The organism is Vibrio ishigakensis (genome assembly GCF_024347675.1).
Taxonomy (GTDB): domain Bacteria; phylum Pseudomonadota; class Gammaproteobacteria; order Enterobacterales; family Vibrionaceae; genus Vibrio; species Vibrio ishigakensis.
Window position 1 is genome coordinate 14,967 of the sequence record NZ_AP024881.1, and the last position, 24,054, is coordinate 39,020.

The following is a 24,054-nucleotide window of genomic DNA, read 5'->3' on the forward strand; positions in this document are numbered from 1 at the left end:
TTACGCAAGCCCTTTTTTGATCAGGTATTCAAATGGAGCTGAATCTGTTTTTTCAGCGATAAGCTGGTGGTCCATAAAGCGACAGAAGCTTGGAATATCTCGAACCGTGGAAGGGTCATCAGCCTTCACCAATAGCACCTCTCCATCCTGCATTTTGCGGATGGTTTTGCGCACCATCATCACAGGCTCTGGACAACGTAGACCTTCTGCCTCTAGGACTTGATGGGCGTCTTCAGGATTAAACGACATAATTATCCCTCTGGAAAGTAAGACGGCGATCTTACTCAAGTATAAAAAATATTCAATATTTGCTTGGCAGACACAAAAAGTATGTGTATTGTTAATTTAACTTGTTGTTAACAATCATTTAACACAGAGTTAGGTAATAGCTTCCAACACAATCCCGTTTTTCTTGGGCTTCCCCGCATTCGTGCGGGATTTTTTTTGTGTTTTACTCCCCGCTTATTAAAATTGCAAGGCTGTAACCCCACCTAACATCACATCGAGCCTATCTATGGAACTAGAAGAAATTTATCGTAGAGACCTAAACTTGCTGATTGCATTGCGAATTTTGGTTGAGGAAGGCAGTGTTAGTCGAGCGGCGACGCGATTAAACCTGAGTCAATCTGCGATGAGTCGAGTCCTAGGCAGATTGCGTGAGTTGCTCAACGACCCTCTGTTTACACGTAATGGTCAGAATTTAATTGCCACAGAAAAGGCGTTAGCTATTAACGAACAAATCCAACTTCCTTTGGAAGCTTTCCGTGATTTGTTAACACCGACAGACTTCGAACCAAAGTCTTGTGACCAGAAATTTGTTATCGCTACCACCGACTATGCTATGCAAACCATATTGCCGTTTGCTCTGCCACAGATCTATGAACAAGCGCCAAACATCTCTCTACAGTTTATTCCTTTGCAACACGGCAGTCTCTTTCAACAGCTTACGGTGGAAAGAGCTGATATGGCTATTTGCCGTCCAACGGTAGCCGTTGAGCCGCTGCGTCGTGAGGTATTAGGTAAGGTTGGCGTTTCTTGCTTGGTTTCTAAAAATCACCCTTTGGCTGATAAAGAACTGAATCTCAAAGATTTCTTAGCCTTGCCTCATGCTATGATCGCTATTAGTGATGGGGTTAAGGCACTGATTGATCAGAGTTTACAACCTTATGGTAGCTTGAATCTAAAGCTTCGTGCTTATCATCTGGAGGCGGCACTTACGGTTGTGGATAGCCTACCGCTGGTGATTACCGTGCCAGCTGATCTGGCGCACTTGGTGGCAGAGCGTCATGACTTAGTCGTTAAGCCATTGCCGTTCCAGTTTATCCCCTTTGATTACTCTCTTATCTGGCACTCGAGATGTGATACCTCTCCGGCTCAGAAGTGGCTGCGTAGCGTGCTTAAGAAGGAATGTAGTCATCTTATCGCGGAGCGTGTTGAGGATATGGGGTTATAACCTAAGCACAGAGATTATCGAATCGACAAAAAAACCGGGCATCTGCCCGGTTTTTTATTTTTAAGTTGGCTAGGTTTATAGCTTGATAACAGTACGGCCAGTGACAGCACCATTAGTAATGTCTTCTGCTGCTTGGATAACCTCATCTAGACCGATGATGTTGGTAGCTTGCTGATAGTAAGAATCAGGTAGCAGTTGAACTAGGCTTTCCCAAGCTTTGATGCGCTTTTCACGAGGGCACATTACAGAGTCCACACCTTGCAGACGAACATTGCGTAGGATAAATGGCATCACTGTAGTTGGTAGATCAAAACCGCCTGCTAGACCACATGCTGCTACAACACCGTTGTAATTAGTTTGCGCTAGAACCTTAGCTAGCATCTTGCTACCTACAGTATCTACTGCCGCTGCCCACACTTGGCGCTCAAGTGGTTTAGCTGGCTCTTCTAGCTCAGCACGCTCAACGATACGAGAAGCGCCTAGTTGTGTTAGTAGCTCACCATTTTTTGATGCACGGCCAGTAACAGCCGCTACCTTGTAGCCAAGCTCAGCAAGTAGGGTCACCGCAACACTACCTACGCCGCCGCTCGCACCTGTAACTAGAACTTCACCGTCTTCAGGCTTAACGCCGCCGTCTACGATTGCTTGCACACATAGCATTGCAGTAAAGCCTGCTGTACCTATGCTCATCGCTTTTTCTGGAGTCATACCGTCTACTAGAGGTACTAGCCAATCACCCTTGAGGCGTGCTTTTTCTGCCATACCACCCCAGTGGTTTTCACCTACACCCCAACCAGTTAGGACAACTTGATCGCCTGCTTGATAACGAACGTCATCAGACTGGGTTACTGTGCCCACTAGGTCAATACCAGGAACCATAGGGAAGTTACGAATGATCTTTCCTTTACCGGTAATCGCCAGACCATCTTTAAAGTTGAGAGAGGAATAGTCTACTGCGATTTCTACGTCACCTTCTGGTAACTGAGACTCATCTACTTGTTGAATGCTAGCAAGAGTTTTCTTGTCTTCTTGATTTAGAACGAGTGCTTTGAACATGTGAGCTCCGATGAACTGTTTGTTTGGTTGCAGATAAGTGTAGGGAAGAAAAACAAAGAAAAAAAATGATTTGTCAGCAAAGATATTATGCAAAATATGCATGTTTGTTTTTTAATCTATGCGGAAAATAAAAAGCCACCCTAAGGTGGCTTCAATTAGTTAAGGGCGCTCAAGGACGGTAGCTATACCTTGTCCCAATCCTATACACATAGTCGCTAGACCATATTTAGCCTGTTTGTGCTCCATTAGATTGATTAAGGTAGTTGTGATTCGGGCACCTGAACAGCCTAGTGGGTGACCAAGCGCAATAGCACCCCCGTTTAGGTTTACCTTCTCATCCATCTTATCTAGGAGACCTAGGTCTTTGGCTACAGGAAGAGCCTGCGCTGCAAAGGCCTCGTTGAGCTCAACCACATCCATATCGTCAATGGCTAGATTTGCTCTTTTCAGTGCTTTTTGGCTTGCTGGTACAGGACCATAACCCATGATGGCTGGATCGCAGCCTGCAACGGCCATGGATTTAACCTTAGCGCGAATGGTGAGACCAAGCTCATTGGCTTTATCCTCACTCATCACTAGCAGAGCTGCGGCTCCATCAGATAGAGCGGAAGACGAGCCAGCGGTTACCGTACCGTTGGCAGGGTCGAATACAGGCCTTAGTTGGGCTAGACCCTCTACGCTAGTCTCAGGTCGAATTACCTCGTCTTTGTCCAGACTAACCAAAGAGCCATCCGGTGCGTGGCCTTCAGTTGGGTAGATCTCTGACTCAAAACGTCCAGTTTGGGTAGCATCAAATGCTCGGGCATGGGAGCGTGCGGCGAACTCATCTTGCTGCTCACGTGAGATGCCATGCAGTTTTCCCAGCATCTCTGCAGTCAGTCCCATCATGCCAGAAGCTTTTGCTACGTTCTTAGAAAGGCCAGAGTGAAAGTCGACACCATGGTTCATCGGCACATGCCCCATATGTTCTACGCCACCTACGATACAGATATCGGCATCGCCAGTCATAATAGCTCGGCTGGCATCATGTAGGGCTTGCATTGAAGAGCCGCACAAGCGGTTCACGGTTACCGCGCCAATCTCTACAGGAAGACCGGCTAGAAGTGAGGCGTTACGAGCGACATTGAAACCTTGCTCTAGGGTTTGTTGTACACAGCCCCAGTAGATATCTTCGATTTCGAGCGGATTAACCGCAGGGTTACGCTTTAGCAATCCCTTCATTAAATGGGCGGACAGCTCTTCTGCACGTACATTTCTAAATGCGCCACCTTTAGAGCGACCCATTGGAGTTCGGATGCAATCAACAATTACTACGTTCTTCATTCTCTTATCTCCCTATTGATTACACCGAAGTGACTTGTTGTTCGCTGTAGAAGCTTTTGCCTGAAGCTGCCATATCTTTGAGTAGTTGAGGTACCTGATATAGAGCACCAAGGTGCTGATACTGCTCACAAGACTGGATGTAGTTGTCGATACCTAGGCTGTCTAGGTAGCGACATACTCCACCACGGAAAGGAGGGAAGCCTAGGCCATAGACGAGAGCCATGTCTGCCTCTTGAGGGGAGGCAACAATGTTCTGCTCAAGACAAAGGACGACTTCGTTGATCATAGGAATCATCATGCGCTCTATGATCTCTTGCTCGGTAAACTCTTTGCTTTCTTTACTCAAGCTAGCAAGTAGCTCTGGCACTTGCGCATCTTTTAGCTTCTTCGGTTTACCTTTTTTATCCGTTTCATAGATATAGAAGCCCTGACCGTTCTTCTGCCCAAATCGTTTGTGCTCAAACATAAGGTCTATAGCATCGGGGCCATGTTTACCCATTCTGTCAGGGAAACCCTGTGCCATAACTTGCTGAGCGTGGTGGGCAGTATCTAGGCCTACTACGTCTAGAAGATATGCCGGACCCATAGGCCAACCAAACTTGCCTTCCATGATCTTATCTACTTGAGTGAAGTCAGCACCATCATTGACCAGTTGGCTGAAGCCGTGGAAGTAAGGGAAGAGCACTCGGTTAACAAAGAAACCTGGGCAGTCATTCACAACGATAGGAGATTTACCCATCTTAGCGGCATAAGCCACAACGCGATTGATGGTGTCTTCAGAGGTGTGTTCACCACGAATAACTTCGACCAAAGGCATGCGATGTACAGGGTTAAAGAAGTGCATACCACAGAAGTTTTCTGGGCGTTTTAAAGACTTGGCTAAGACATTGATCGGAATGGTAGAGGTATTGGATGCAATAATGGTCTCATCTGATACCTTCTCTTCTACCTCTGCAAGCACTGCAGCCTTGATCTTAGGGTTTTCAACTACTGCTTCTACGATAACGTCACTGTGCTCAATTCCAGCATAATGAAGGCTTGGAGTGATCGAGGAGAGAACCTGAGTCAGTTTGTCTTGCTTGATACGACCGCGCGCTTGGAGTTTATTAAGAAGCTTAGCGGCTTCAGCTAGGCCTAAGTCTAGCGAAGGCTGGGCGATGTCTTTCATCATCACAGGTACACCTTTCGATGCCGATTGGTAGGCAATGCCGCCTCCCATAATACCCGCACCTAAAACACCAGCGCGCTCAACATCCTTGGAAGCCTGTTTGGCTGACTTTTTAGCTTGAGATTTGATGTACTGATCGTTCAGGAACAAGCCTACTAGCGAGGTAGCGACCTCGGTTTGGGTAAGCTTGATGAAGTTTTCTCTTTCTATATCTAGTGCTTCATCCCGAGCAGATTTAGCCGCTGCTTCAATAGTTTTAACTGCCATCATAGGCGCAGGATAATGAGGACCTGCTTTTTGAGCTACCAAGCCTTTTGCTGTAGTAAAACTCATTAATGCCTCTAGCTTGCTCAGTGTAAGTGCTGATGTCTTACGAGCACGGCGCTCTTTCCAGTCTAGTTTTCCGCTGGTGGCATCCTGAATAAGGTTAAGTGCTGATTGATGCAGGGCATCAGTTTCAACCACAGCGTCTAATAGACCTATCTCAAGTAGCTGTTTGGCTCTCTTTGAACTACCGGCTGTGATTATCTCAAGTGCCGCATCTGCACCAATGACTCGCGGCAATCTGACTGTGCCGCCAAAGCCTGGCATGATACCGAGCTTGGTTTCAGGAAGGCCTATGTTCGCTGTATGGTCGGCAATACGGAAGTCGGTAGATAAGATAGCTTCACAACCACCGCCTAGAGCATGACCCTTGATAACAGAGACGGTAGGAACACTAAGGTCTTCAATGCGATTAAATATGGAATTAGCAAATTGAAGCCACTGGTCGAGCTCTTCTAGGGGTTTGGCAAATAGGCCTAAGAATTCGGTGATATCTGCGCCAACAATAAAGGCGTCCTTATCACTGGTGAATATAACGCCGCGTAGGTCGGTTCTAGCTTGCAGTTCTTGAGTTGCTTGATCGAGCGCCTCTAAGGTAGCGAGGTCGAGTTTGTTTACTGAGCGTGGTGAGCTAAAGCATACCTCCGCTATATTGTGCTCGAGTAGTGTGACCTTGAGAGTCTCTGCTTGGTAAATCATCCCTGTTCTCCCTGTGTGAATTGCCGGGGTAGGCAAAGGGTTGTGTGGTTAGACCAGTTAAGCATGACGATTTAATAAGCATAATTCAACACATAAACACAACAAAGTGTTAACAATTTGATGTGGTAGGCACTATTAATAGAAAACGCTGTGCGTGATAAACTGTATAAATTATCGATAAATCCAGCTAACTCAATGAATGCCAAGCCCTATTTGATTCCCGCCGAAGCGACTGTCTTTGAGGAAGAAATAAAGAAGAGCCACTTTATTACCTACCTGGCTCATACTCCCTCAATCGAAGAAGCAAAGGCCTTTGTGGATAGTATTAAGGCCAAGCATGCCGATGCCAGACACAACTGTTGGGCGTTTGTGGCAGGCAGACCAGAAGATTCTATGAAATGGGGCTTCAGTGATGATGGTGAGCCGTCGGGTACGGCAGGTAAGCCCATTTTGGCTCAGCTCACTGGTTCTGGTGTCGGCGAGATAGCGGCGGTTGTTACTCGCTACTATGGCGGCATACGCCTTGGAACGGGTGGTTTGGTTAAGGCTTATGGCGGTGGAGTGCAGCAGGCGCTCAAACTATTGTCCACAGTTGAAAAGAAGATCACAGTTCAACTGCTTGTTGAGGTTGATTACTCTCTAATCTCACTCACTCAGTCTATAATGTCGCTCTACTCGGCAACCGAAGTTTCCGCTACTTATGACACGGCGGCTAAACTGGTTGTGGAGATCGAATTATTGAATGAGAAAGAATTCATTCAAACCATGATCAATAAAACTGGCGCTCGAGCGCAGATTTCAAGGATGAGCTAATTCTCTCATGCAGTTTCGTTCCATTATTCGAATAGTTGGCCTGCTGCTCGCTCTATTTAGCGTGACAATGCTGGCCCCTGCTGGAGTCGCTCTTATCTACCGAGATGGTGCCGGTGTTCCCTTTGTGGTCACCTTCATTATCTTGCTGATCTGTGGCTTTGCGTGTTGGTTTCCGAACCGAAAGTCCAAGCGTGAACTTAAGGCTAGAGATGGCTTTTTGATTGTTGTTCTATTCTGGACCGTACTGGGTAGTGCCGGCGCGCTACCTTTCCTGGTGGGAGGTGGTCCCAACATCTCGGTTGCCGATGCCTTTTTTGAGTCCTTTTCGGCTCTGACCACTACGGGTGCAACGGTTATCGTTGGCCTAGATGAACTCCCCAAAGCGATTCTCTTTTATAGACAGTTCCTACAATGGTTCGGTGGTATGGGTATCATCGTGCTCGCTGTAGCAATCCTGCCTGTGCTTGGTATCGGTGGTATGCAGCTTTATCGAGCCGAGATCCCAGGGCCTGTTAAAGACAGCAAGATGACTCCGCGTATTGCAGAAACGGCCAAGGCTCTTTGGTATATCTATCTCAGCTTGACCATAGCTTGTGCAGTGGCGTTCTGGATTGCAGGTATGAGCTTTTTCGATGCTATCTCTCATAGCTTCTCGACTATAGCGATTGGTGGCTTCTCCACCCATGATGCCAGCATGGCGTATTTTGATAGCTATGCGGTGAATATGATCACTGTAGTCTTCTTGCTCATCTCAGCGTGTAACTACTCACTGCACTTTGCAGCTTTTGCTTCGGGTGGGGTGCATCCTAAGTATTACCTGCGTGATCCAGAGTTTAGAGCCTTTATTACTATTCAATTTGTGCTTTTCATGGTGTGCTTCTTGGTTCTTCTGAATCACCATAGTTATGCCTCGTACTATGAAGCGTTCGATCAGGCGCTATTCCAGAGTGTATCTATCTCTACTACAGCTGGCTTTACCACTACTGGTTTTGCTGAATGGCCATTGTTCCTGCCCGTGCTGTTGTTGTTCTCTTCTTTTATAGGAGGCTGTGCAGGCTCAACCGGTGGCGGTATGAAGGTAATTCGTATCCTACTACTTACCCTGCAGGGACTTCGTGAGCTTAAGCGCCTGGTACACCCGAGAGCGGTGTTTACCATTAAGGTAGGCAATAAGGCTCTATCGTCGAACGTTATTGATGCGGTGTGGGGCTTCTTCTCCGCTTACGCTCTAGTGTTTGTCTTATGTATGTTGGCACTCATCGCGACAGGTATGGATGAGCTAACTGCATTTTCAGCAGTAGCTTCTACTCTTAACAACCTTGGCCCGGGTCTCGGGGATATCGCCCTACACTATGGGGACATCAGTGACTCAGCAAAATGGATTCTCATCATCTCAATGCTGTTTGGTCGCCTTGAAGTGTTCACTCTATTAATTCTATTTACTCCAGCATTCTGGAGAAGCTAACTATATAAGAAGGGAAGTCAGTGAAAAAAGCAGTATTGCTCTACTCCAGTAGAGAGGGACAAACCAAAAAGATACTGGCGCGTATTGAGCAGGAGTTGGTTGGCTATGAATGCGAGACCCTAGATCTTCATCAACTAGACACGATTGACCTTGATAGCTATCAAAAGGTAGTTGTGGGTGCTTCGATTAGATATGGAAAGCTTAACAAGGCTCTATATAGTTTTATCGATAAGCATCTAGAACAGCTGCGCTCCTCTAAAGCCGTCTTCTTCTGTGTGAATCTCACTGCGAGAAAAGAGGACCAAGGTAAAGACACCCCAGAGGGTAGCGCTTATATAAAGACCTTCTTGAAGAAGTCGCCTTGGCAACCGGAATTAATTGGCGTGTTCGCGGGAGCGCTTCTTTATCCTCGCTACAATTTCTTTGACCGTTTTATGATTCGCTTCATTATGTCCATGACAGGTGGCGAAACCGATACCAGTAAAGAAGTGGAATACACGAACTGGGAAAAAGTATCTTTATTTGCCCAAAAGATTGCAGAATCGGACGAAAGATAGCCTGTTTTAGACGCTTTTGTTGGTAAATTGGTCAAACAGAAAAAAAACGCAAGAAACTTCAAAAAAACGCTTGCCAGTGTGACGGAAGTCTCTATAATGCCGCCTCACTGACACGGCAGAGCGCACAACGCTTCAGCGGTGGTCAGAGGCCAAAAGCCTTGAATCATTTGCTTCAACTTGATGAGAAAAGACTTCTCAAAATAAAAAGCAAAAAAGTGTTTGACACTGAGATTCAAATCGCTAGAATGGCCGTCCGCTTTGAGAGGTAAGCCTCGAAAAAGCAAGCTCTTTAACAATTTAAACCTATCAATCTGTGTGGGCACTCGTTGATGATAATCCAAAAAGATTTATCAATGAACTGAGTGACCAAACGAGTCGAAAGACTTGGCACAGTCAATTCATTATCGTTCTGTTGGAACGATAATAGCTTTAAAATTACTTAGTGATTTTGAAGTCAGTATTCATTGAGCCGTTCTTCGGAACAACAAAACTTTAATTGAAGAGTTTGATCATGGCTCAGATTGAACGCTGGCGGCAGGCCTAACACATGCAAGTCGAGCGGAAACGACTTAACTGAACCTTCGGGGAACGTTAAGGGCGTCGAGCGGCGGACGGGTGAGTAATGCCTGGGAATATGCCTTGATGTGGGGGATAACCATTGGAAACGATGGCTAATACCGCATAATCTCTTCGGAGCAAAGAGGGGGACCTTCGGGCCTCTCGCGTCAAGATTAGCCCAGGTGGGATTAGCTAGTTGGTGAGGTAATGGCTCACCAAGGCGACGATCCCTAGCTGGTCTGAGAGGATGATCAGCCACACTGGAACTGAGACACGGTCCAGACTCCTACGGGAGGCAGCAGTGGGGAATATTGCACAATGGGCGCAAGCCTGATGCAGCCATGCCGCGTGTGTGAAGAAGGCCTTCGGGTTGTAAAGCACTTTCAGTCGTGAGGAAGGTAGTGTAGTTAATAGCTGCATTATTTGACGTTAGCGACAGAAGAAGCACCGGCTAACTCCGTGCCAGCAGCCGCGGTAATACGGAGGGTGCGAGCGTTAATCGGAATTACTGGGCGTAAAGCGCATGCAGGTGGTTTGTTAAGTCAGATGTGAAAGCCCGGGGCTCAACCTCGGAACCGCATTTGAAACTGGCAGGCTAGAGTACTGTAGAGGGGGGTAGAATTTCAGGTGTAGCGGTGAAATGCGTAGAGATCTGAAGGAATACCGGTGGCGAAGGCGGCCCCCTGGACAGATACTGACACTCAGATGCGAAAGCGTGGGGAGCAAACAGGATTAGATACCCTGGTAGTCCACGCCGTAAACGATGTCTACTTGGAGGTTGTGGCCTTGAGCCGTGGCTTTCGGAGCTAACGCGTTAAGTAGACCGCCTGGGGAGTACGGTCGCAAGATTAAAACTCAAATGAATTGACGGGGGCCCGCACAAGCGGTGGAGCATGTGGTTTAATTCGATGCAACGCGAAGAACCTTACCTACTCTTGACATCCAGAGAACTTTTCAGAGATGAATTGGTGCCTTCGGGAACTCTGAGACAGGTGCTGCATGGCTGTCGTCAGCTCGTGTTGTGAAATGTTGGGTTAAGTCCCGCAACGAGCGCAACCCTTATCCTTGTTTGCCAGCACGTAATGGTGGGAACTCCAGGGAGACTGCCGGTGATAAACCGGAGGAAGGTGGGGACGACGTCAAGTCATCATGGCCCTTACGAGTAGGGCTACACACGTGCTACAATGGCGCATACAGAGGGCGGCCAACTCGCGAGAGTGAGCGAATCCCAAAAAGTGCGTCGTAGTCCGGATTGGAGTCTGCAACTCGACTCCATGAAGTCGGAATCGCTAGTAATCGTAGATCAGAATGCTACGGTGAATACGTTCCCGGGCCTTGTACACACCGCCCGTCACACCATGGGAGTGGGCTGCAAAAGAAGTGGGTAGTTTAACCTTCGGGAGGACGCTCACCACTTTGTGGTTCATGACTGGGGTGAAGTCGTAACAAGGTAGCCCTAGGGGAACCTGGGGCTGGATCACCTCCTTATACGATGATTATTCACGATGAGTGTCCACACAGATTGATACGGTTTAGAAAGTAAAGAGATTAGAGATGTCCCCCAAGACATCTCGTTTTAGTGTCCCGTTCGTCTAGAGGCCTAGGACACCGCCCTTTCACGGCGGTAACAGGGGTTCGACTCCCCTACGGGATACCATTGGGTCGTTAGCTCAGTTGGTAGAGCAGTTGACTTTTAATCAATTGGTCGCAGGTTCGAATCCTGCACGACCCACCATTCTTCTCCACGAGGAATTAAAACTTTCGTGGGCGATTAGCTCAGTTGGGAGAGCACCTCCCTTACAAGGAGGGGGTCACTGGTTCGAGCCCGGTATCGCCCACCATCTTTAAGTGTTCTTCCTTAAGAATCTTTAAAAATGGTTTCGAAAGCTTATTTGCTCTAGAAAACATGCTCTTTAACAATTTGGAAAGCTGACGAATATTGTTTGATTAACAATATTCAATTAAAAGTTCTCAAATCCTAAATCTTTATGATTTAGGTACCAACACACAATCAAGTGTTCTTGGAATTTGAGTCCGGCAAAATCGAGTCTGCATCATGTTTAAATAATTGCAGACAACTTTGGTGATTTGATTCATCAACCTTAAGAAACTTCTTTGGGTTGTATGGTTAAGTGACTAAGCGTACACGGTGGATGCCTTGGCAGTCAGAGGCGATGAAAGACGTATTAACTTGCGATAAGCCCAGATTAGGTAGTAAAAACCATTTGAGTCTGGGATTTCTGAATGGGGAAACCCACTAGCATAAGCTAGTATCTTGCACTGAATACATAGGTGTAAGAGGCGAACCGGGGGAACTGAAACATCTAAGTACCCCGAGGAAAAGAAATCAACCGAGATTCCGAAAGTAGCGGCGAGCGAAATTGGATTAGCCCTTAAGCTTTTAATGCGTTAGACGAATGTTCTGGAAAGTTCAACGATACAGGGTGATAGTCCCGTAGTTGTCGACGCATCATCAGTGAAATCGAGTAGGGCGGGACACGTGATATCCTGTCTGAATATGGGGGGACCATCCTCCAAGGCTAAATACTACTGACTGACCGATAGTGAACCAGTACCGTGAGGGAAAGGCGAAAAGAACCCCTGTGAGGGGAGTGAAATAGAACCTGAAACCGTGTACGTACAAGCAGTAGGAGCACCTTCGTGGTGTGACTGCGTACCTTTTGTATAATGGGTCAGCGACTTATATTCAGTGGCAAGGTTAACCATCTAGGGGAGCCGTAGGGAAACCGAGTCTTAACTGGGCGTTCAGTCTCTGGATATAGACCCGAAACCAGGTGATCTAGCCATGGGCAGGTTGAAGGTTGAGTAACATCAACTGGAGGACCGAACCGACTAATGTTGAAAAATTAGCGGATGACTTGTGGCTAGGGGTGAAAGGCCAATCAAACCTGGAGATAGCTGGTTCTCCCCGAAATCTATTTAGGTAGAGCCTCGGACGAATACCAATGGGGGTAGAGCACTGTTAAGGCTAGGGGGTCATCCCGACTTACCAACCCTTTGCAAACTCCGAATACCATTGAGTACTATCCGGGAGACACACGGCGGGTGCTAACGTCCGTCGTGGAGAGGGAAACAACCCAGACCGCCAGCTAAGGTCCCAAAGTATAGCTAAGTGGGAAACGATGTGGGAAGGCTTAGACAGCCAGGATGTTGGCTTAGAAGCAGCCATCATTTAAAGAAAGCGTAATAGCTCACTGGTCGAGTCGGCCTGCGCGGAAGATGTAACGGGGCTAAGCTATACACCGAAGCTGCGGCTGCTAATTTTATTAGCGGGGTAGGGGAGCGTTCTGTAAGCCGTTGAAGGTGGTCTGTAAGGGCTGCTGGAGGTATCAGAAGTGCGAATGCTGACATGAGTAACGATAAAGGGGGTGAAAAACCTCCTCGCCGGAAGACCAAGGGTTCCTGTCCAACGTTAATCGGGGCAGGGTAAGTCGACCCCTAAGGCGAGGCCGAAAGGCGTAGTCGATGGGAAACGGGTTAATATTCCCGTACTTCTTATAATTGCGATGGGGGGACGGAGAAGGCTAGGTGGGCCTGGCGACGGTCGTCCAGGTTCAAGTATGTAGGCGGAAGGTTTAGGTAAATCCGGACTTTCTTAACGCTGAGATACGATGTCGAGCCGCTACGTGCGGTGAAGTCATTGATGCCATGCTTCCAGGAAAAGCCTCTAAGCTTCAGATTATAAGGAATCGTACCCCAAACCGACACAGGTGGTCGGGTAGAGAATACCAAGGCGCTTGAGAGAACTCGGGTGAAGGAACTAGGCAAAATGGTACCGTAACTTCGGGAGAAGGTACGCTCTCGACGGTGAAGTCCCTTGCGGATGGAGCTATTGGGAGTCGCAGATACCAGGTGGCTGCAACTGTTTATTAAAAACACAGCACTGTGCAAAATCGTAAGATGACGTATACGGTGTGACGCCTGCCCGGTGCCGGAAGGTTAATTGATGGGGTTAGACGTAAGTCGAAGCTCTTGATCGAAGCCCCGGTAAACGGCGGCCGTAACTATAACGGTCCTAAGGTAGCGAAATTCCTTGTCGGGTAAGTTCCGACCTGCACGAATGGCGTAATGATGGCCACGCTGTCTCCACCCGAGACTCAGTGAAATTGAAATCGCTGTGAAGATGCAGTGTACCCGCGGCTAGACGGAAAGACCCCGTGAACCTTTACTACAGCTTGGCACTGAACATTGAGCCTACATGTGTAGGATAGGTGGGAGGCTTTGAAACCAGTACGCCAGTATTGGTGGAGCCATCCTTGAAATACCACCCTTGTATGTTTGATGTTCTAACTTAGCCCCATTATCTGGGGTGAGGACAGTGCCTGGTGGGTAGTTTGACTGGGGCGGTCTCCTCCCAAAGAGTAACGGAGGAGCACGAAGGTGGGCTAATCACGGTTGGACATCGTGAGGTTAGTGCAATGGCATAAGCCCGCTTGACTGCGAGAATGACAATTCGAGCAGGTGCGAAAGCAGGTCATAGTGATCCGGTGGTTCTGAATGGAAGGGCCATCGCTCAACGGATAAAAGGTACTCCGGGGATAACAGGCTGATACCGCCCAAGAGTTCATATCGACGGCGGTGTTTGGCACCTCGATGTCGGCTCATCACATCCTGGGGCTGAAGTCGGTCCCAAGGGTATGGCTGTTCGCCATTTAAAGTGGTACGCGAGCTGGGTTTAGAACGTCGTGAGACAGTTCGGTCCCTATCTGCCGTGGGCGTTGGAAGATTGAAGGGGGCTGCTCCTAGTACGAGAGGACCGGAGTGGACGAACCTCTGGTGTTCGGGTTGTCATGCCAATGGCATTGCCCGGTAGCTAAGTTCGGAATCGATAACCGCTGAAAGCATCTAAGCGGGAAGCGAGCCCTGAGATGAGTCTTCCCTGGCACTTTAAGTGTCCTGAAGGGTTGTTCGAGACTAGAACGTTGATAGGCAGGGTGTGTAAGCGTTGTGAGGCGTTGAGCTAACCTGTACTAATTGCCCGTGAGGCTTAACCATACAACACCTAAGAGGTTTTGAGTTGGACTCAAAGATAGAACGTTGATTGTGTGATGAACTTTTAGATAGCTTTCCGAATTTTAAGAATTTGCTTGGCGACCATAGCGTTGTGGACCCACCTGATTCCATGCCGAACTCAGAAGTGAAACGCAATAGCGCCGATGGTAGTGTGGGGCTTCCCCATGTGAGAGTAGGACATCGCCAGGCTTTAAATTACATCGATTCAAAGCAACGCGAGTAAGACTTTGAATTGATAACAAATTGGTGCGGAGTGGTAGTTCAGTTGGTTAGAATACCGGCCTGTCACGCCGGGGGTCGCGGGTTCGAGTCCCGTCCACTCCGCCACTTACAACAGATAACCTCGTTTTTACGAGGTTTTTCTGAATCTGAAGCTCAGAAAATATTCGACTTCAGTCACAATTTAGGGGTGTAGCTCCAATTGGCAGAGCAGCGGATTCCAAATCCGCGTGTTGGGAGTTCGAATCTCTCCACCCCTGCCATCTTAGAAGCCTCAGTCGAAAGACTGAGGCTTTTTTGCATCTAATCCAGAAGGCTCTAGACTGCGCGTCCCGGAAGAAATGCTAGAGCCCTTTTTGCTTTCTGGGTATAAGTAGATTGAGGGCAAACTATCCCCTAACTCATAGGAGTTGTTGAGGTTTGAATATCAGCCTAATTGGAAGTGTCAAAAGGCTCGGCTTTCTTACGTTATTTGATTCTTGAGGGTCATATGGGCTCTTGAGAACTGCCAAACGGCTTGCTAGTTCGGCTTTAAATCTGGTCTCCAATAGCCTGACTGACATCAAGTACAGAGTTCCTTGAGAAATAGAGTGCAACCTTTATAGGTGAATTTATATAAGTCACAGGCCTCTCGTAATTTGTAGTAAATACCCTTTCTTAAACACTCTCACCCAAAGAATCTCGTAGCTCGCTCCAACAGATACAAAAAAGCCGCTGATTAACAGCGGCTTAGTCATTGAGTCTTTGTTTTATTTACTTAGTAATAACAGTGCCTTCTGAGATACCTCATTAGCAGCATTGGTGTAGTTTTGCTTATGAAGTGCATTCGCTAGTTGTCCATAGTCATGGGCATTAGGTCTGAGCTTCAGTGCGGTCTCAAAGTAAACCTGTGCATCACTCCACTTGCCCTCAAGCATGTATATCTGGCCGATCACGCTATGCAGGTCACCGTTGTCAGAAAACTTCTTCTCAAGGCTCTTGAGGTGTTTCAGAACCGAGTGCCAGTCAGTGATATTTAGAGTAGGGAAGACATTCAGTAGCTCAGCTGCAGGGGCTTTTAGTGTTGCCTCTTTCAGTACCGTAATAGCGGTGTTATCTGCACCACGATTGATCAGCTCAGTAGCAAAGGTTCTGATGATTACGTTCTCTGATTTGAAGCTCTTTGAGAGTTTGTCCCAGTAGCGGACTATCCCATCTACACCTTGTTGGTTTGCAAGCTCAGAGATACGGCCGGCATGGGCTTGTACAGAAAGCTTGTGGTATTCCGCTTTGTCTACGCCTTTGACACGCTTCAATATAGGAAGCATGTCTAGAAGTGGTTGCCAGCAATCCAGTTGGATATAACAGGTCTTGAGTAGGTTCAGCAGGCGAGGGTTTTCAGGGTACTGATGCTTAAGGCTGGATAGCACATCAAACGCGGTTGCAAAATCACCCTCAGCCATAGCTTGCTTACCTTTGGTAAGGCCGATAGCCAGTTCAGATCCTTCTTGCTTAGAAGCAAGCTCAAAATATTGGTCTCGCTTCTGGTTTTTACCTTGCTCGTGAGCGGCTTCAGCAGCAACTAAGTAGCAAAGAAGCGGCATATCATGAGAGTTAGACCAACGAGTAACCTTTTTCTCAGCACTCTGCCAATCACCCTCAATAAGCTTAATGATGCCCTCATTAGTCATTCGTCTTGCACGTCGCTGTTTGCGGATGCTAAACCAATTCCACGTTGCGTAGGTCATTCGCATCGATTTTTTAAGAAGCGCTTCTAATAAGAACAGACCGATCAAAGCTGCCACCATAAAGATAACTAGCGTGGTGACGCTCATCTCTATGGTGTAGTCAGCAATGGATATCAATACATAACCTTGTTGGCCAGAAAACTGAGTACCAGCGAACAGGCCTAAACCGAGGACAACAAATATGAATACAATGCGTACCATTACTTGTCCTCCGTAACGATAGTAGTTACTTCCCTGCGTAGTCGTTCGCGGATGATGTCAGATAGAACTTGGTTAGTCTCAAACTTGTTTGGATATTTGAGGTCGACTTTAACTTTCGAAAGTTTCTCTAGCGACGCTTGGAACTGCTTCACTGCGTTGTCATCTTGGTTGAAGTAGGTTTGACTCCACTCACCAGCAACCTTGAGTGAGGTTTGATAGATCGCTTCCTGCTCCGAGTAGGTCGCTTTAATAGCTGTCTCTAGTTTGCCCTTGATGTTCTCTCTTAGGTAGAAGTGTTGCTGCGGGGATAGCAGGGGTACAGCACTACCGTCGCGAACCCTGAAGGTAATGAAGTGCTCCGCGAAATTATTAAGAGAGGTCTTTAGATTAGACTGCCAATCTTGGATGTTTTGAGAAACCTCTTTGTTGACCTCTTCCGGAGCTTCAGGAAGGATGGCGTTAGCTAGAGGCAGTTTATCAATTTGGGTTTGGAGGCTGATAAGTTCGAGCGCGACACCATCTTTATCTAGAAGAGGTAGGCTTCTTAGCTTGGTGATGTCGTTTGCCATTACCTTGCGCAGTGGTACTAGGCTAGGGTCATTCAAGGTAGCGATACGCTGATCGGCGCTCTCCATCAACTTGGTTGCTGTTACGACATCGTGTTCTAGGAAGAGTTTACGACCTGCTAGTTTTACTAGGTAATCGGCTTCGGCAAGTAGCCAGTCATTTGGTCGACGACCCTTAACGTCTGTAATTGCCAGTTGCAGGCCCTCAATGCTCTTTTGTTGTTGGCTAATAGCAACCTGAGCCTTGTTTACTGCGTCTTTAGTGATCTGTTCAGTAGCTTGCTGGCTGGATTCCAATTGCTGAGCAACCTGCTGTTGGGTGTTGCTCAGTTGCGAGGATAGAGCTACTACCTGCTGCTTGAGTGCCTGGTTTTGTTGATTGATATAGATAACACCAGCACCAGCGGTGATGATTGAAATGATAAGTGCCGCGATAGCTAAGCGCTTTGCGGGTTTGGCCGACTCTGGCTGCTGCTCTTTTTCTTTTTTTTGTGTACTTGGTTTGGTTGGGGTAACCGGTACAGCAGGTGTAGCTTTGTTGTCGCTCTCGAGTTTCTTTTCGTCGGTCATTATTGATTCCTGTCGATTTCGCTCTGTAAGGCCTCAAGGATCTGCTGATTCGCAGCCCCTTCGAGACTTCGTACCTTTTGAAAGCCGATATCTGTTGCTAGCTTGGCAACTCTTTGGCTGGGAACGAGTAGTTGTAATGAGTGTAACCAATTTTTATCTGCACTAGGTACTTGTTGTGCAAAGAATTTTAATTGTTCGAAGCTGGTTACAATGGCGGTATCTATTTCGAATGAACGCCATTTAGTGATTTGTTCTTCTGAGGCTAGAGGATGCCATTCTCTTCGATATGACTCAAAGTAGTTAACCATGGCGCCACGCTTCTCAAGCTGCTCTTTCAAGAACTCTCTGCCTGAGTCACCTCGCAAGATGCTTATCTGCTTCTGTTGGAGCGTTTCAGACGCAAGTAGTTCAAGTAAGCCTTCACTGGTTTCAATATTTGGGTGAAGAGCTTCATGTTTTGAGCAGTGGCTCAGCTGCTCGGCACTGCCCTTGCCAACAGCGAAATAGTGCGCCTTAGGCCAGGCTTGATTGTGAAAGTCCAGTATCTGCTGGGTAAATTGAGTCGCGGGCTTGCTGACCGTGATAATAAAGTCAGAACTGAGCAGGTCCTGAATCGCCTGCTTGGAGATAGTCGAAGGGATAAAAGATACGGCGGGATAGCATAAGCTTGCTATCCCTTCGGCACTTAACGCACTCTGAAGCTCACTTGCGTCGGGCTCAGGTCGAACGATAAGTACCTTCATAGATTAAGCCTGCTCGTAGACTTGAGTCAGGATTTCTTTTGCGCCAGCATCGAGAAGCTCGTTTGCCAACTCTTTACCTAGCGTCACCGCTTGGCTTCGTTCACCTCGAATCTCTGCCTTGATAATTTCTGTGCCATCGGGCTTACCCACAAGGCCACGTAGGAACAGTTGATCATCTTGAGTAATCACACAATAGCTACCGATAGGAACCTGACAGCCGCCTTCTAGGGCAAGGTTCATGGCGCGCTCTGCATAGACTCGATCTGCAGTGTCCTGATGATTCAGTGGCTTGATAAGCTCTAGAATACGCTGGTCATCAACGCGACATTCGATACCTACTGCACCTTGACCTACTGCTGGTAGAGAAAACTCAGGCTCGATAAAGCTCTTGATACGTTCTTCCATTTCTAGGCGTTTTAAGCCTGCAGCGGCTAGGATGATGGCATCATAGTTACCGTCATCAAGCTTTTGCAGTCGGGTACCGACATTGCCACGAAGCTCTTTAATTACGATATCTGGGCGTGCTGCACTGATCTGGCACTGACGACGCAGGCTACAGGTTCCTACAACGGCACCTTGAGGCAGTTCCTCAATAGAGTTGTAGTTGTTCGATACAAAAGCATCTCTCGGATCTTCACGTTCACAGATCACCGCAAGACCCAGACCTTCTGGAAAGTCTACTGGCACATCTTTCATTGAATGCACCGCGATATCCGCTCTTTGCTCCAGCATGGCTACTTCCAGCTCTTTAACGAACAGGCCCTTGCCTCCCACTTTAGCTAGTGGAGTGTCTAAGATAATGTCACCCTTGGTCACCATGGTGACAAGCTCTACCTTAAGGTCCGGATGGATCTCTTCAAGGCGTGATTTTACGTAGTGGGCTTGCCATAGCGCGAGTGGGCTCTTGCGTGTTGCAATTCTTAGAGTGTTCTTAGACATAGATAGATGTGCTTTGAGATAGATTGCCTCTGATTCTACCACCGAGACAGTACAAAAATCAGTGAGTAAGTGGGCTCACTTAGCACCAAGTTGGAAAAATACACAGTTTTGTTTTGATGTGTGAAGTGAATCACGAGGCTAGGTGCCATAAGGCGGCAATAGTGTGAGGATGCGTATATTTGGGGTATGCTCCATCGGCATTGTTTGAAGCGTGTAGAAACCTGATTTTCTTTACCCAATACTTAAAAAGTGTTAAATTGGTCACGTTTTGAGGGCTTTTTGCTTAAAAATGCCCCATAGTTAACAAGGTTTTCTAGGTAGGAAATTAACTTGCAAGCATACATGTCCAAATTAATCGCTAGACTCGACGCGCTCAATGAGCAGCGTAAACAACGAGCTCTAGACATGATGGATGTCCGTGGCAGACAAGTATTTTCTCTCATCCCTGTACTTCTTCACTACAACCATCCCGTGATTCCTGGCTATGCCGGCGAAAGTGTCCCGCATGGTGTTTTTGATTTCGACCTTGATGACAATCAGCAACAACAGATTGCTGAATTTGCCAAGTCTTGTGGCGACCGCGTAGCTGCACCTGAGCAACGCGATATTCTTGCCCTATACACCATGGGCAGCACCTCTTCTATTGGCCAAAGCCTTACCAGTGACCTAGATATCTGGGTATGTATCTCTCCGCAGATGTCAGCAGAGCAGCGCAGTGATCTTGCGAACAAGTGTTCAAAAATTACCGATTGGGCTCAGCAACAGGGTGTTGAGGCAAACTTCTTCCTGATGGACGACCAACGCTTTAAGCAAGCGCGTTCTGAAGAGATGACTGGCGACAACTGTGGTTCCTCTCAGCACATGCTTCTTCTAGACGAGTTTTATCGCTCGGCTATGCGTATGGCTGGTCAACGCCTGCTGTGGAGTGTTGTGCCACCTGAGATGGAAGAGTGCTACGACCAATATGTACTTGAGTTGTGCAACAGTGGAGCTATTGATTGTAATCAGTGGCTCGACTTTGGACAGCTTAACAAAATCCCTGCTGAAGAGTACTTCGGTTCTAGCTTGTGGCAATTGTTCAAGAGTATCGACTCACCGTATAAATCGGTGCTGAAGGCTATTCTGCTTGAAGCATATTCTTGGGAATACCCACAAACTCAGCTGCTTAGCATCGACACCAAGCGTCGTTTCTTTGCTCACGAGCCAGACCTGTATGGTATGGACGCGTATTACGTGATGCTAGAGAAGGTAACTCGTTACCTGACTCGCATCGGTGATGAAAAGCGTCTTGACCTTGTGCGCCGCTGTTTCTATCTCAAAACCCACGAAAAGCTATCACAAGAACCTAAGATGGGTTCGGTATCTTGGCGTCGTGAGGTGATGCAGCTCATGGTTGCTGACTGGGGCTGGGATCACGATAAGCTAGAAGAGTTAGATACTCGTCGTCACTGGAAAGTAGAGCGCGTTAAGATCGTGCATCACAATCTTCTCGATGCCTTGATGACTAGCTACCGCAATCTGATCCAATTTGCACGTCGCAACGATATCACCTCTGTGATCAGCCCGCAGGATATCTCTATCCTAGCGCGTAAGCTGTATGCGGCGTTTGAGGTGTTGCCTGGCAAAGTGACACTGCTAAACCAACAGATCTCTCAAGACCTGCATGAATCAGACCTTAGCTTTATCCAAGTAGAGCAAGGCGGCGTGAATCAAGCGGGTTGGTATATGTACAAGCAACCTCTCATTGCTCAGCGTATCCTTGGTCAAGCACCGATCGAGCACCATAGCTCACTCAGCAAACTGGTGGCTTGGTCTTTCTTCAATGGCTTGATTACAGAGTCCACACGCCTGCACTCAGTTGTTCGCAGTGCTGATACAGATATCGACAAGCTGTATCAGATGGTGGGTGACCTGCGTAATACCTTCTCGCTTCGTAAGCGCCGTCCAACTATGGAAGCGCTGGCCAGTCCATGTGAAGTTAGCCAGCTTGCCATGTTCATCAACCTTGAAGATGACCCAACAGAGCGACTAACAGATAAACAAGCGAAGAAAGATGCGCGTAACGTGAATCTATTCTCTTGTGGTCGAGATAACAGCTGCCTGATTGGCAGTATCGATCTGGTTTATCGTAACTCTTGGCATGAGGTGCGTACCCTACACTTTAGGGGCGAAACCAGCGTGCTGGATGCGCTAAAGACTATCCTAGGTAAGATGCACCAAGATGCAATGGCGCCTGAGTCAGTGGATGTGTTCTGCTATAGCAAGAACTTCCGTGGTCTTATGCGTAATACCATCTATCAATTGCTTGCTGAGTGCATCGAGATGCGCTTGAAGCCGGTTGAGCAGGAGAAGCGTCGTCGCTTCAAGGCTATCGGTGTGGGTGAGAAGATGTATGGTCTGTTCTTTGAGCGCCGTGGCGTATCCGTACAAGCCCTAGAGAATTCAGTAGAGTTCTATCAAAGCATCTCCACCAACAAGCTAACTGGCTCTCCACTGGATAAGCTCGATCGTGAGGCAGACTTTTCGATGCCAACCGTCATCGACAGCTTTGCCAGTGAGGGTCTAATTCAGTTCTTCTTTGAGGATACTACCGACGGGTTCAACATCTATGTGTTAGATGAGAATAACAAGGTAGAGGCTTATCATAGATACAACAACGATAAGAACCATGTGATTGCAGAAGTGAATAACTTCTACACCAATGACATGGGTCGTGAGTCAGATGATAAGGCGAACTTCAATCTTCCTCAGTACTATCAGATTATTCATCAGAAAGGGCAGGATAGCTTCGTAGTGCCGTATCGTAGTGACAGCGAGTTACACTCTACCCCTTCTGCAGTGATCGGTGCTTAAACCCAGTCGATCTCTTCGCCGGCTTGAAGCTCACACTCTTGTTTTACCAATTCAAACAGTTCTTTACCTGTCTTTGAACAGATCCATTTGTCGTCCTGCAAAGCAAAGTGATAGCCACCGGTTTTAGAGGCTAACCAGATCTCGCGCATTGGTTCTTGCTTGTTGATGATGATCTGGCTACGGTCTTCGAATTCTAGGGTCATTACGTTGCCCGTGATTTCGAAATCGATGTCAGCGCCTGAATCTTCGATGGCTTCCTCAATGGCCGACATCTGTTGATCCGCTAATTGGTGAAACTCACTGTCCTTCATGTGTTGTTCCTATTGCTTTTCTTTACGGTGGTGCGATTATAGAGGGATACATCAAAATATCACTCAAGTGCAATGAAAAAAATTATCACGCTATTGTGCCTAGGTTCTGCTCTTGTTCTAGCAGGCTGTGGCCAAACTGGACCTCTGTACATGCCAGAGGATGCACCACAACAATCACCGGATCAACCCGCGCAATAGTCAGCAGTAAGGATTAAGTCTTGGATTATTTCAACTATAAGGATGATGGGCAGCTGTGGGCTGAAGATGTCTCGCTGTCACAGGTTGCGGAGCAGTTTGGAACCCCAACATACGTCTATTCACGTGCCACGCTAGAGCGCCACTGGAAAGCGTTCGATCAATCTGTTGGGGATTTCCCTCATCTTGTTTGTTATGCCGTTAAAGCAAACTCAAATATTGGTGTTCTAAACGCCCTTGCTCGTTTGGGCTCTGGCTTTGATATCGTTTCTCGTGGTGAACTTGAGCGCGTTGTTGCTGCAGGTGGCGATCCGTCTAAAGTGGTGTTCTCTGGTGTAGGTAAAACTGCGGATGAGATCCAGCGTGCACTAGAGTTGAACATCAAGTGTTTCAACGTAGAGTCTGAGCCTGAGCTTGAGCGTATCAACCAGGTTGCGAGTGAGATGGGTGTTAAGGCGCCGATTTCTCTGCGTATCAACCCAGATGTGGATGCTAAGACTCACCCATACATCTCTACCGGCCTACGTGATAACAAGTTTGGTATTGCCTTTGACCAAGCGTCTCGCGTGTATCAGGTCGCTCAAGAGCTACCTAACCTAGATGTTGTTGGTATCGATTGCCACATCGGCTCTCAGCTTACCGAGATTGAACCTTTTATTGATGCGGTTGACCGTCTGCTAGGCCTTATCGACCAGCTTCGTGCCGAGGGTGTGAACATCAAGCACCTAGACGTAGGTGGTGGCCTTGGCGTTGTTTATCGTGATGAACTGCCACCGGGTCCATCAGACTATGCAAAAGCACTGCTAGCGCGTCTGCACAATCACCCTGACCTTGAGCTTATCTTTGAGCCGGGCCGTGCTATCGCAGCCAACGCAGGTATCCTGCTAACAAAAGTTGAGTTCTTGAAGCACACAGAACATAAGAACTTTGCCATCATCGATGCAGCTATGAATGACCTAATGCGTCCAGCGCTTTATCAAGCATGGCAGGACATAGTGCCTGTAATTCCTCGAGAGGGCGAAGCGCACACCTATGACATGGTTGGCCCTATCTGTGAAACGGGTGACTTCCTGGGTAAAGACCGTAGCCTAGTGCTTGAGCAAGAAGACCTGCTAGCGGTTCGCAGTGCGGGTGCTTATGGCTTTACTATGTCGTCAAACTACAACTCACGTCCGCGTGTAGCTGAGGTGATGGTTGATGGCGATAAGGTTCATCTAGTGCGTCAACGCGAGAGCATTGAGAGTTTGTGGCAGCTTGAGAGTATTCTTCCGGAGTAAGTA

The 24,054-nt window shown here is 47.6% G+C and carries 16 protein-coding genes, 5 tRNA genes and 3 rRNA genes; 15 read left to right on the plus strand and 9 right to left on the minus strand.

Translation table 11 applies throughout. From position 1 onward, the window contains the following. Positions 1-249: a sulfurtransferase TusA gene (gene tusA, locus Pcarn_RS00060; protein WP_261834390.1), complete on the minus strand. Its 249-nt coding sequence runs from the start codon at positions 247-249 to the stop codon at positions 1-3. A gap of 265 nt (positions 250-514) precedes the next feature. Between tusA and Pcarn_RS00065 the strand changes: the two genes are divergently transcribed. Beyond that, complete coding sequence (locus Pcarn_RS00065; RefSeq protein WP_261834391.1) at positions 515-1,453, plus strand: LysR family transcriptional regulator; 939 nt, start codon at positions 515-517, stop codon at positions 1,451-1,453. Between the two features lie 75 nt (positions 1,454-1,528). Here the strand turns inward: Pcarn_RS00065 and acuI are convergent, their stop codons facing one another. From acuI to fadB, 3 genes are all read right to left on the minus strand, one after another. Then, a complete protein-coding gene (acuI, locus tag Pcarn_RS00070) occupies positions 1,529-2,509 on the minus strand; it encodes an acrylyl-CoA reductase (NADPH) (protein ID WP_261834392.1) in 981 nt (326 codons plus the stop codon). A gap of 159 nt (positions 2,510-2,668) precedes the next feature. After that, on the minus strand, positions 2,669-3,832 hold the full coding sequence (gene fadA, locus Pcarn_RS00075; protein ID WP_261834393.1) for an acetyl-CoA C-acyltransferase FadA: 1,164 nt from the start codon (positions 3,830-3,832) through the stop codon (positions 2,669-2,671). A gap of 19 nt (positions 3,833-3,851) precedes the next feature. Next, entirely contained in the window at positions 3,852-6,023 is a 2,172-nt protein-coding gene (gene fadB / locus Pcarn_RS00080) for a fatty acid oxidation complex subunit alpha FadB (RefSeq protein ID WP_261834394.1), read from the minus strand. A 195-nt stretch (positions 6,024-6,218) separates the two neighbouring features. Between fadB and Pcarn_RS00085 the strand changes: the two genes are divergently transcribed. From Pcarn_RS00085 to Pcarn_RS00135, 11 genes are all read left to right on the plus strand, one after another. Continuing rightward, on the plus strand, positions 6,219-6,836 hold the full coding sequence (locus Pcarn_RS00085) for a YigZ family protein (RefSeq protein WP_261835618.1): 618 nt from the start codon (positions 6,219-6,221) through the stop codon (positions 6,834-6,836). Positions 6,837-6,843: 7 nt separating this feature from the next. Next, positions 6,844-8,301, plus strand: a complete 1,458-nt coding sequence (locus Pcarn_RS00090; RefSeq protein ID WP_261834395.1) for a TrkH family potassium uptake protein — start codon at positions 6,844-6,846, stop codon at positions 8,299-8,301. A gap of 20 nt (positions 8,302-8,321) precedes the next feature. Beyond that, positions 8,322-8,858, plus strand: a complete 537-nt coding sequence (hemG, locus tag Pcarn_RS00095; protein WP_261834396.1) for a menaquinone-dependent protoporphyrinogen IX dehydrogenase — start codon at positions 8,322-8,324, stop codon at positions 8,856-8,858. 493 nt (positions 8,859-9,351) lie between these two features. Beyond that, positions 9,352-10,904, plus strand: a 16S ribosomal RNA gene (locus tag Pcarn_RS00100). Positions 10,905-10,997: 93 nt separating this feature from the next. Next, positions 10,998-11,073, plus strand: a tRNA-Glu gene (locus Pcarn_RS00105). A gap of 2 nt (positions 11,074-11,075) precedes the next feature. Next, positions 11,076-11,151 (plus strand) — tRNA-Lys (locus Pcarn_RS00110). Positions 11,152-11,181: 30 nt separating this feature from the next. Then, positions 11,182-11,257 (plus strand) — tRNA-Val (locus Pcarn_RS00115). Between the two features lie 285 nt (positions 11,258-11,542). Next, positions 11,543-14,432, plus strand: a 23S ribosomal RNA gene (locus tag Pcarn_RS00120). 91 nt (positions 14,433-14,523) lie between these two features. After that, positions 14,524-14,639: ribosomal RNA gene (rrf, locus tag Pcarn_RS00125) — 5S ribosomal RNA — on the plus strand. Together the 16S, 23S and 5S rRNA genes with 5 tRNA genes alongside form the textbook arrangement of a ribosomal RNA operon. A gap of 61 nt (positions 14,640-14,700) precedes the next feature. Next, positions 14,701-14,777 (plus strand) — tRNA-Asp (locus tag Pcarn_RS00130). 78 nt (positions 14,778-14,855) lie between these two features. Further along, positions 14,856-14,932: transfer RNA gene (locus Pcarn_RS00135), tRNA-Trp, on the plus strand. A 486-nt stretch (positions 14,933-15,418) separates the two neighbouring features. On the opposite strand, the gene Pcarn_RS00140 is transcribed toward Pcarn_RS00135, so the two are convergent. From Pcarn_RS00140 to hemC, 4 genes are read right to left on the minus strand one after another with little or no spacing between them, the layout of a single operon-like run. Then, positions 15,419-16,597, minus strand: coding sequence for a heme biosynthesis HemY N-terminal domain-containing protein (locus Pcarn_RS00140; protein WP_261834397.1), 1,179 nt, complete (start codon positions 16,595-16,597; stop codon positions 15,419-15,421). Beyond that, the gene (locus tag Pcarn_RS00145) at positions 16,597-17,733 is read right to left on the minus strand and encodes a uroporphyrinogen-III C-methyltransferase (RefSeq protein ID WP_261834398.1); all 1,137 of its coding nucleotides are present in this window, start codon (positions 17,731-17,733) and stop codon (positions 16,597-16,599) included. Before Pcarn_RS00145 ends, Pcarn_RS00140 begins: the two co-directional genes overlap by 1 nt. Further along, positions 17,733-18,476 (minus strand): uroporphyrinogen-III synthase, encoded by a 744-nt coding sequence (locus Pcarn_RS00150; protein WP_261834399.1) that lies wholly within the window; start codon positions 18,474-18,476, stop codon positions 17,733-17,735. The genes Pcarn_RS00145 and Pcarn_RS00150 overlap by 1 nt, the downstream gene beginning before the upstream one ends. A gap of 3 nt (positions 18,477-18,479) precedes the next feature. Next, entirely contained in the window at positions 18,480-19,415 is a 936-nt protein-coding gene (hemC, locus tag Pcarn_RS00155) for a hydroxymethylbilane synthase (RefSeq protein ID WP_261834400.1), read from the minus strand. A 330-nt stretch (positions 19,416-19,745) separates the two neighbouring features. Here hemC and Pcarn_RS00160 point away from each other — a divergent pair, with 330 nt between their 5' ends. Then, positions 19,746-22,268 carry a class I adenylate cyclase gene (locus Pcarn_RS00160; protein WP_261834401.1) on the plus strand — a complete coding sequence of 841 codons (2,523 nt, stop codon included), beginning with the start codon at positions 19,746-19,748 and terminating at the stop codon, positions 22,266-22,268. Here the strand turns inward: Pcarn_RS00160 and cyaY are convergent. Continuing rightward, positions 22,265-22,579, minus strand: coding sequence for an iron donor protein CyaY (gene cyaY, locus Pcarn_RS00165; protein WP_261834402.1), 315 nt, complete (start codon positions 22,577-22,579; stop codon positions 22,265-22,267). The genes Pcarn_RS00160 and cyaY overlap by 4 nt on opposite strands. 72 nt (positions 22,580-22,651) lie before the next feature. Between cyaY and lptM the strand changes: the two genes are divergently transcribed. Together lptM and lysA are read left to right on the plus strand one after the other, a co-directional pair. Then, a complete protein-coding gene (lptM, locus tag Pcarn_RS00170; RefSeq protein ID WP_261834403.1) occupies positions 22,652-22,777 on the plus strand; it encodes an LPS translocon maturation chaperone LptM in 126 nt (41 codons plus the stop codon). A gap of 20 nt (positions 22,778-22,797) precedes the next feature. Further along, the gene (gene lysA, locus Pcarn_RS00175) at positions 22,798-24,051 is read left to right on the plus strand and encodes a diaminopimelate decarboxylase (protein ID WP_261834404.1); all 1,254 of its coding nucleotides are present in this window, start codon (positions 22,798-22,800) and stop codon (positions 24,049-24,051) included. Positions 24,052-24,054: the final 3 nt, after the last annotated feature.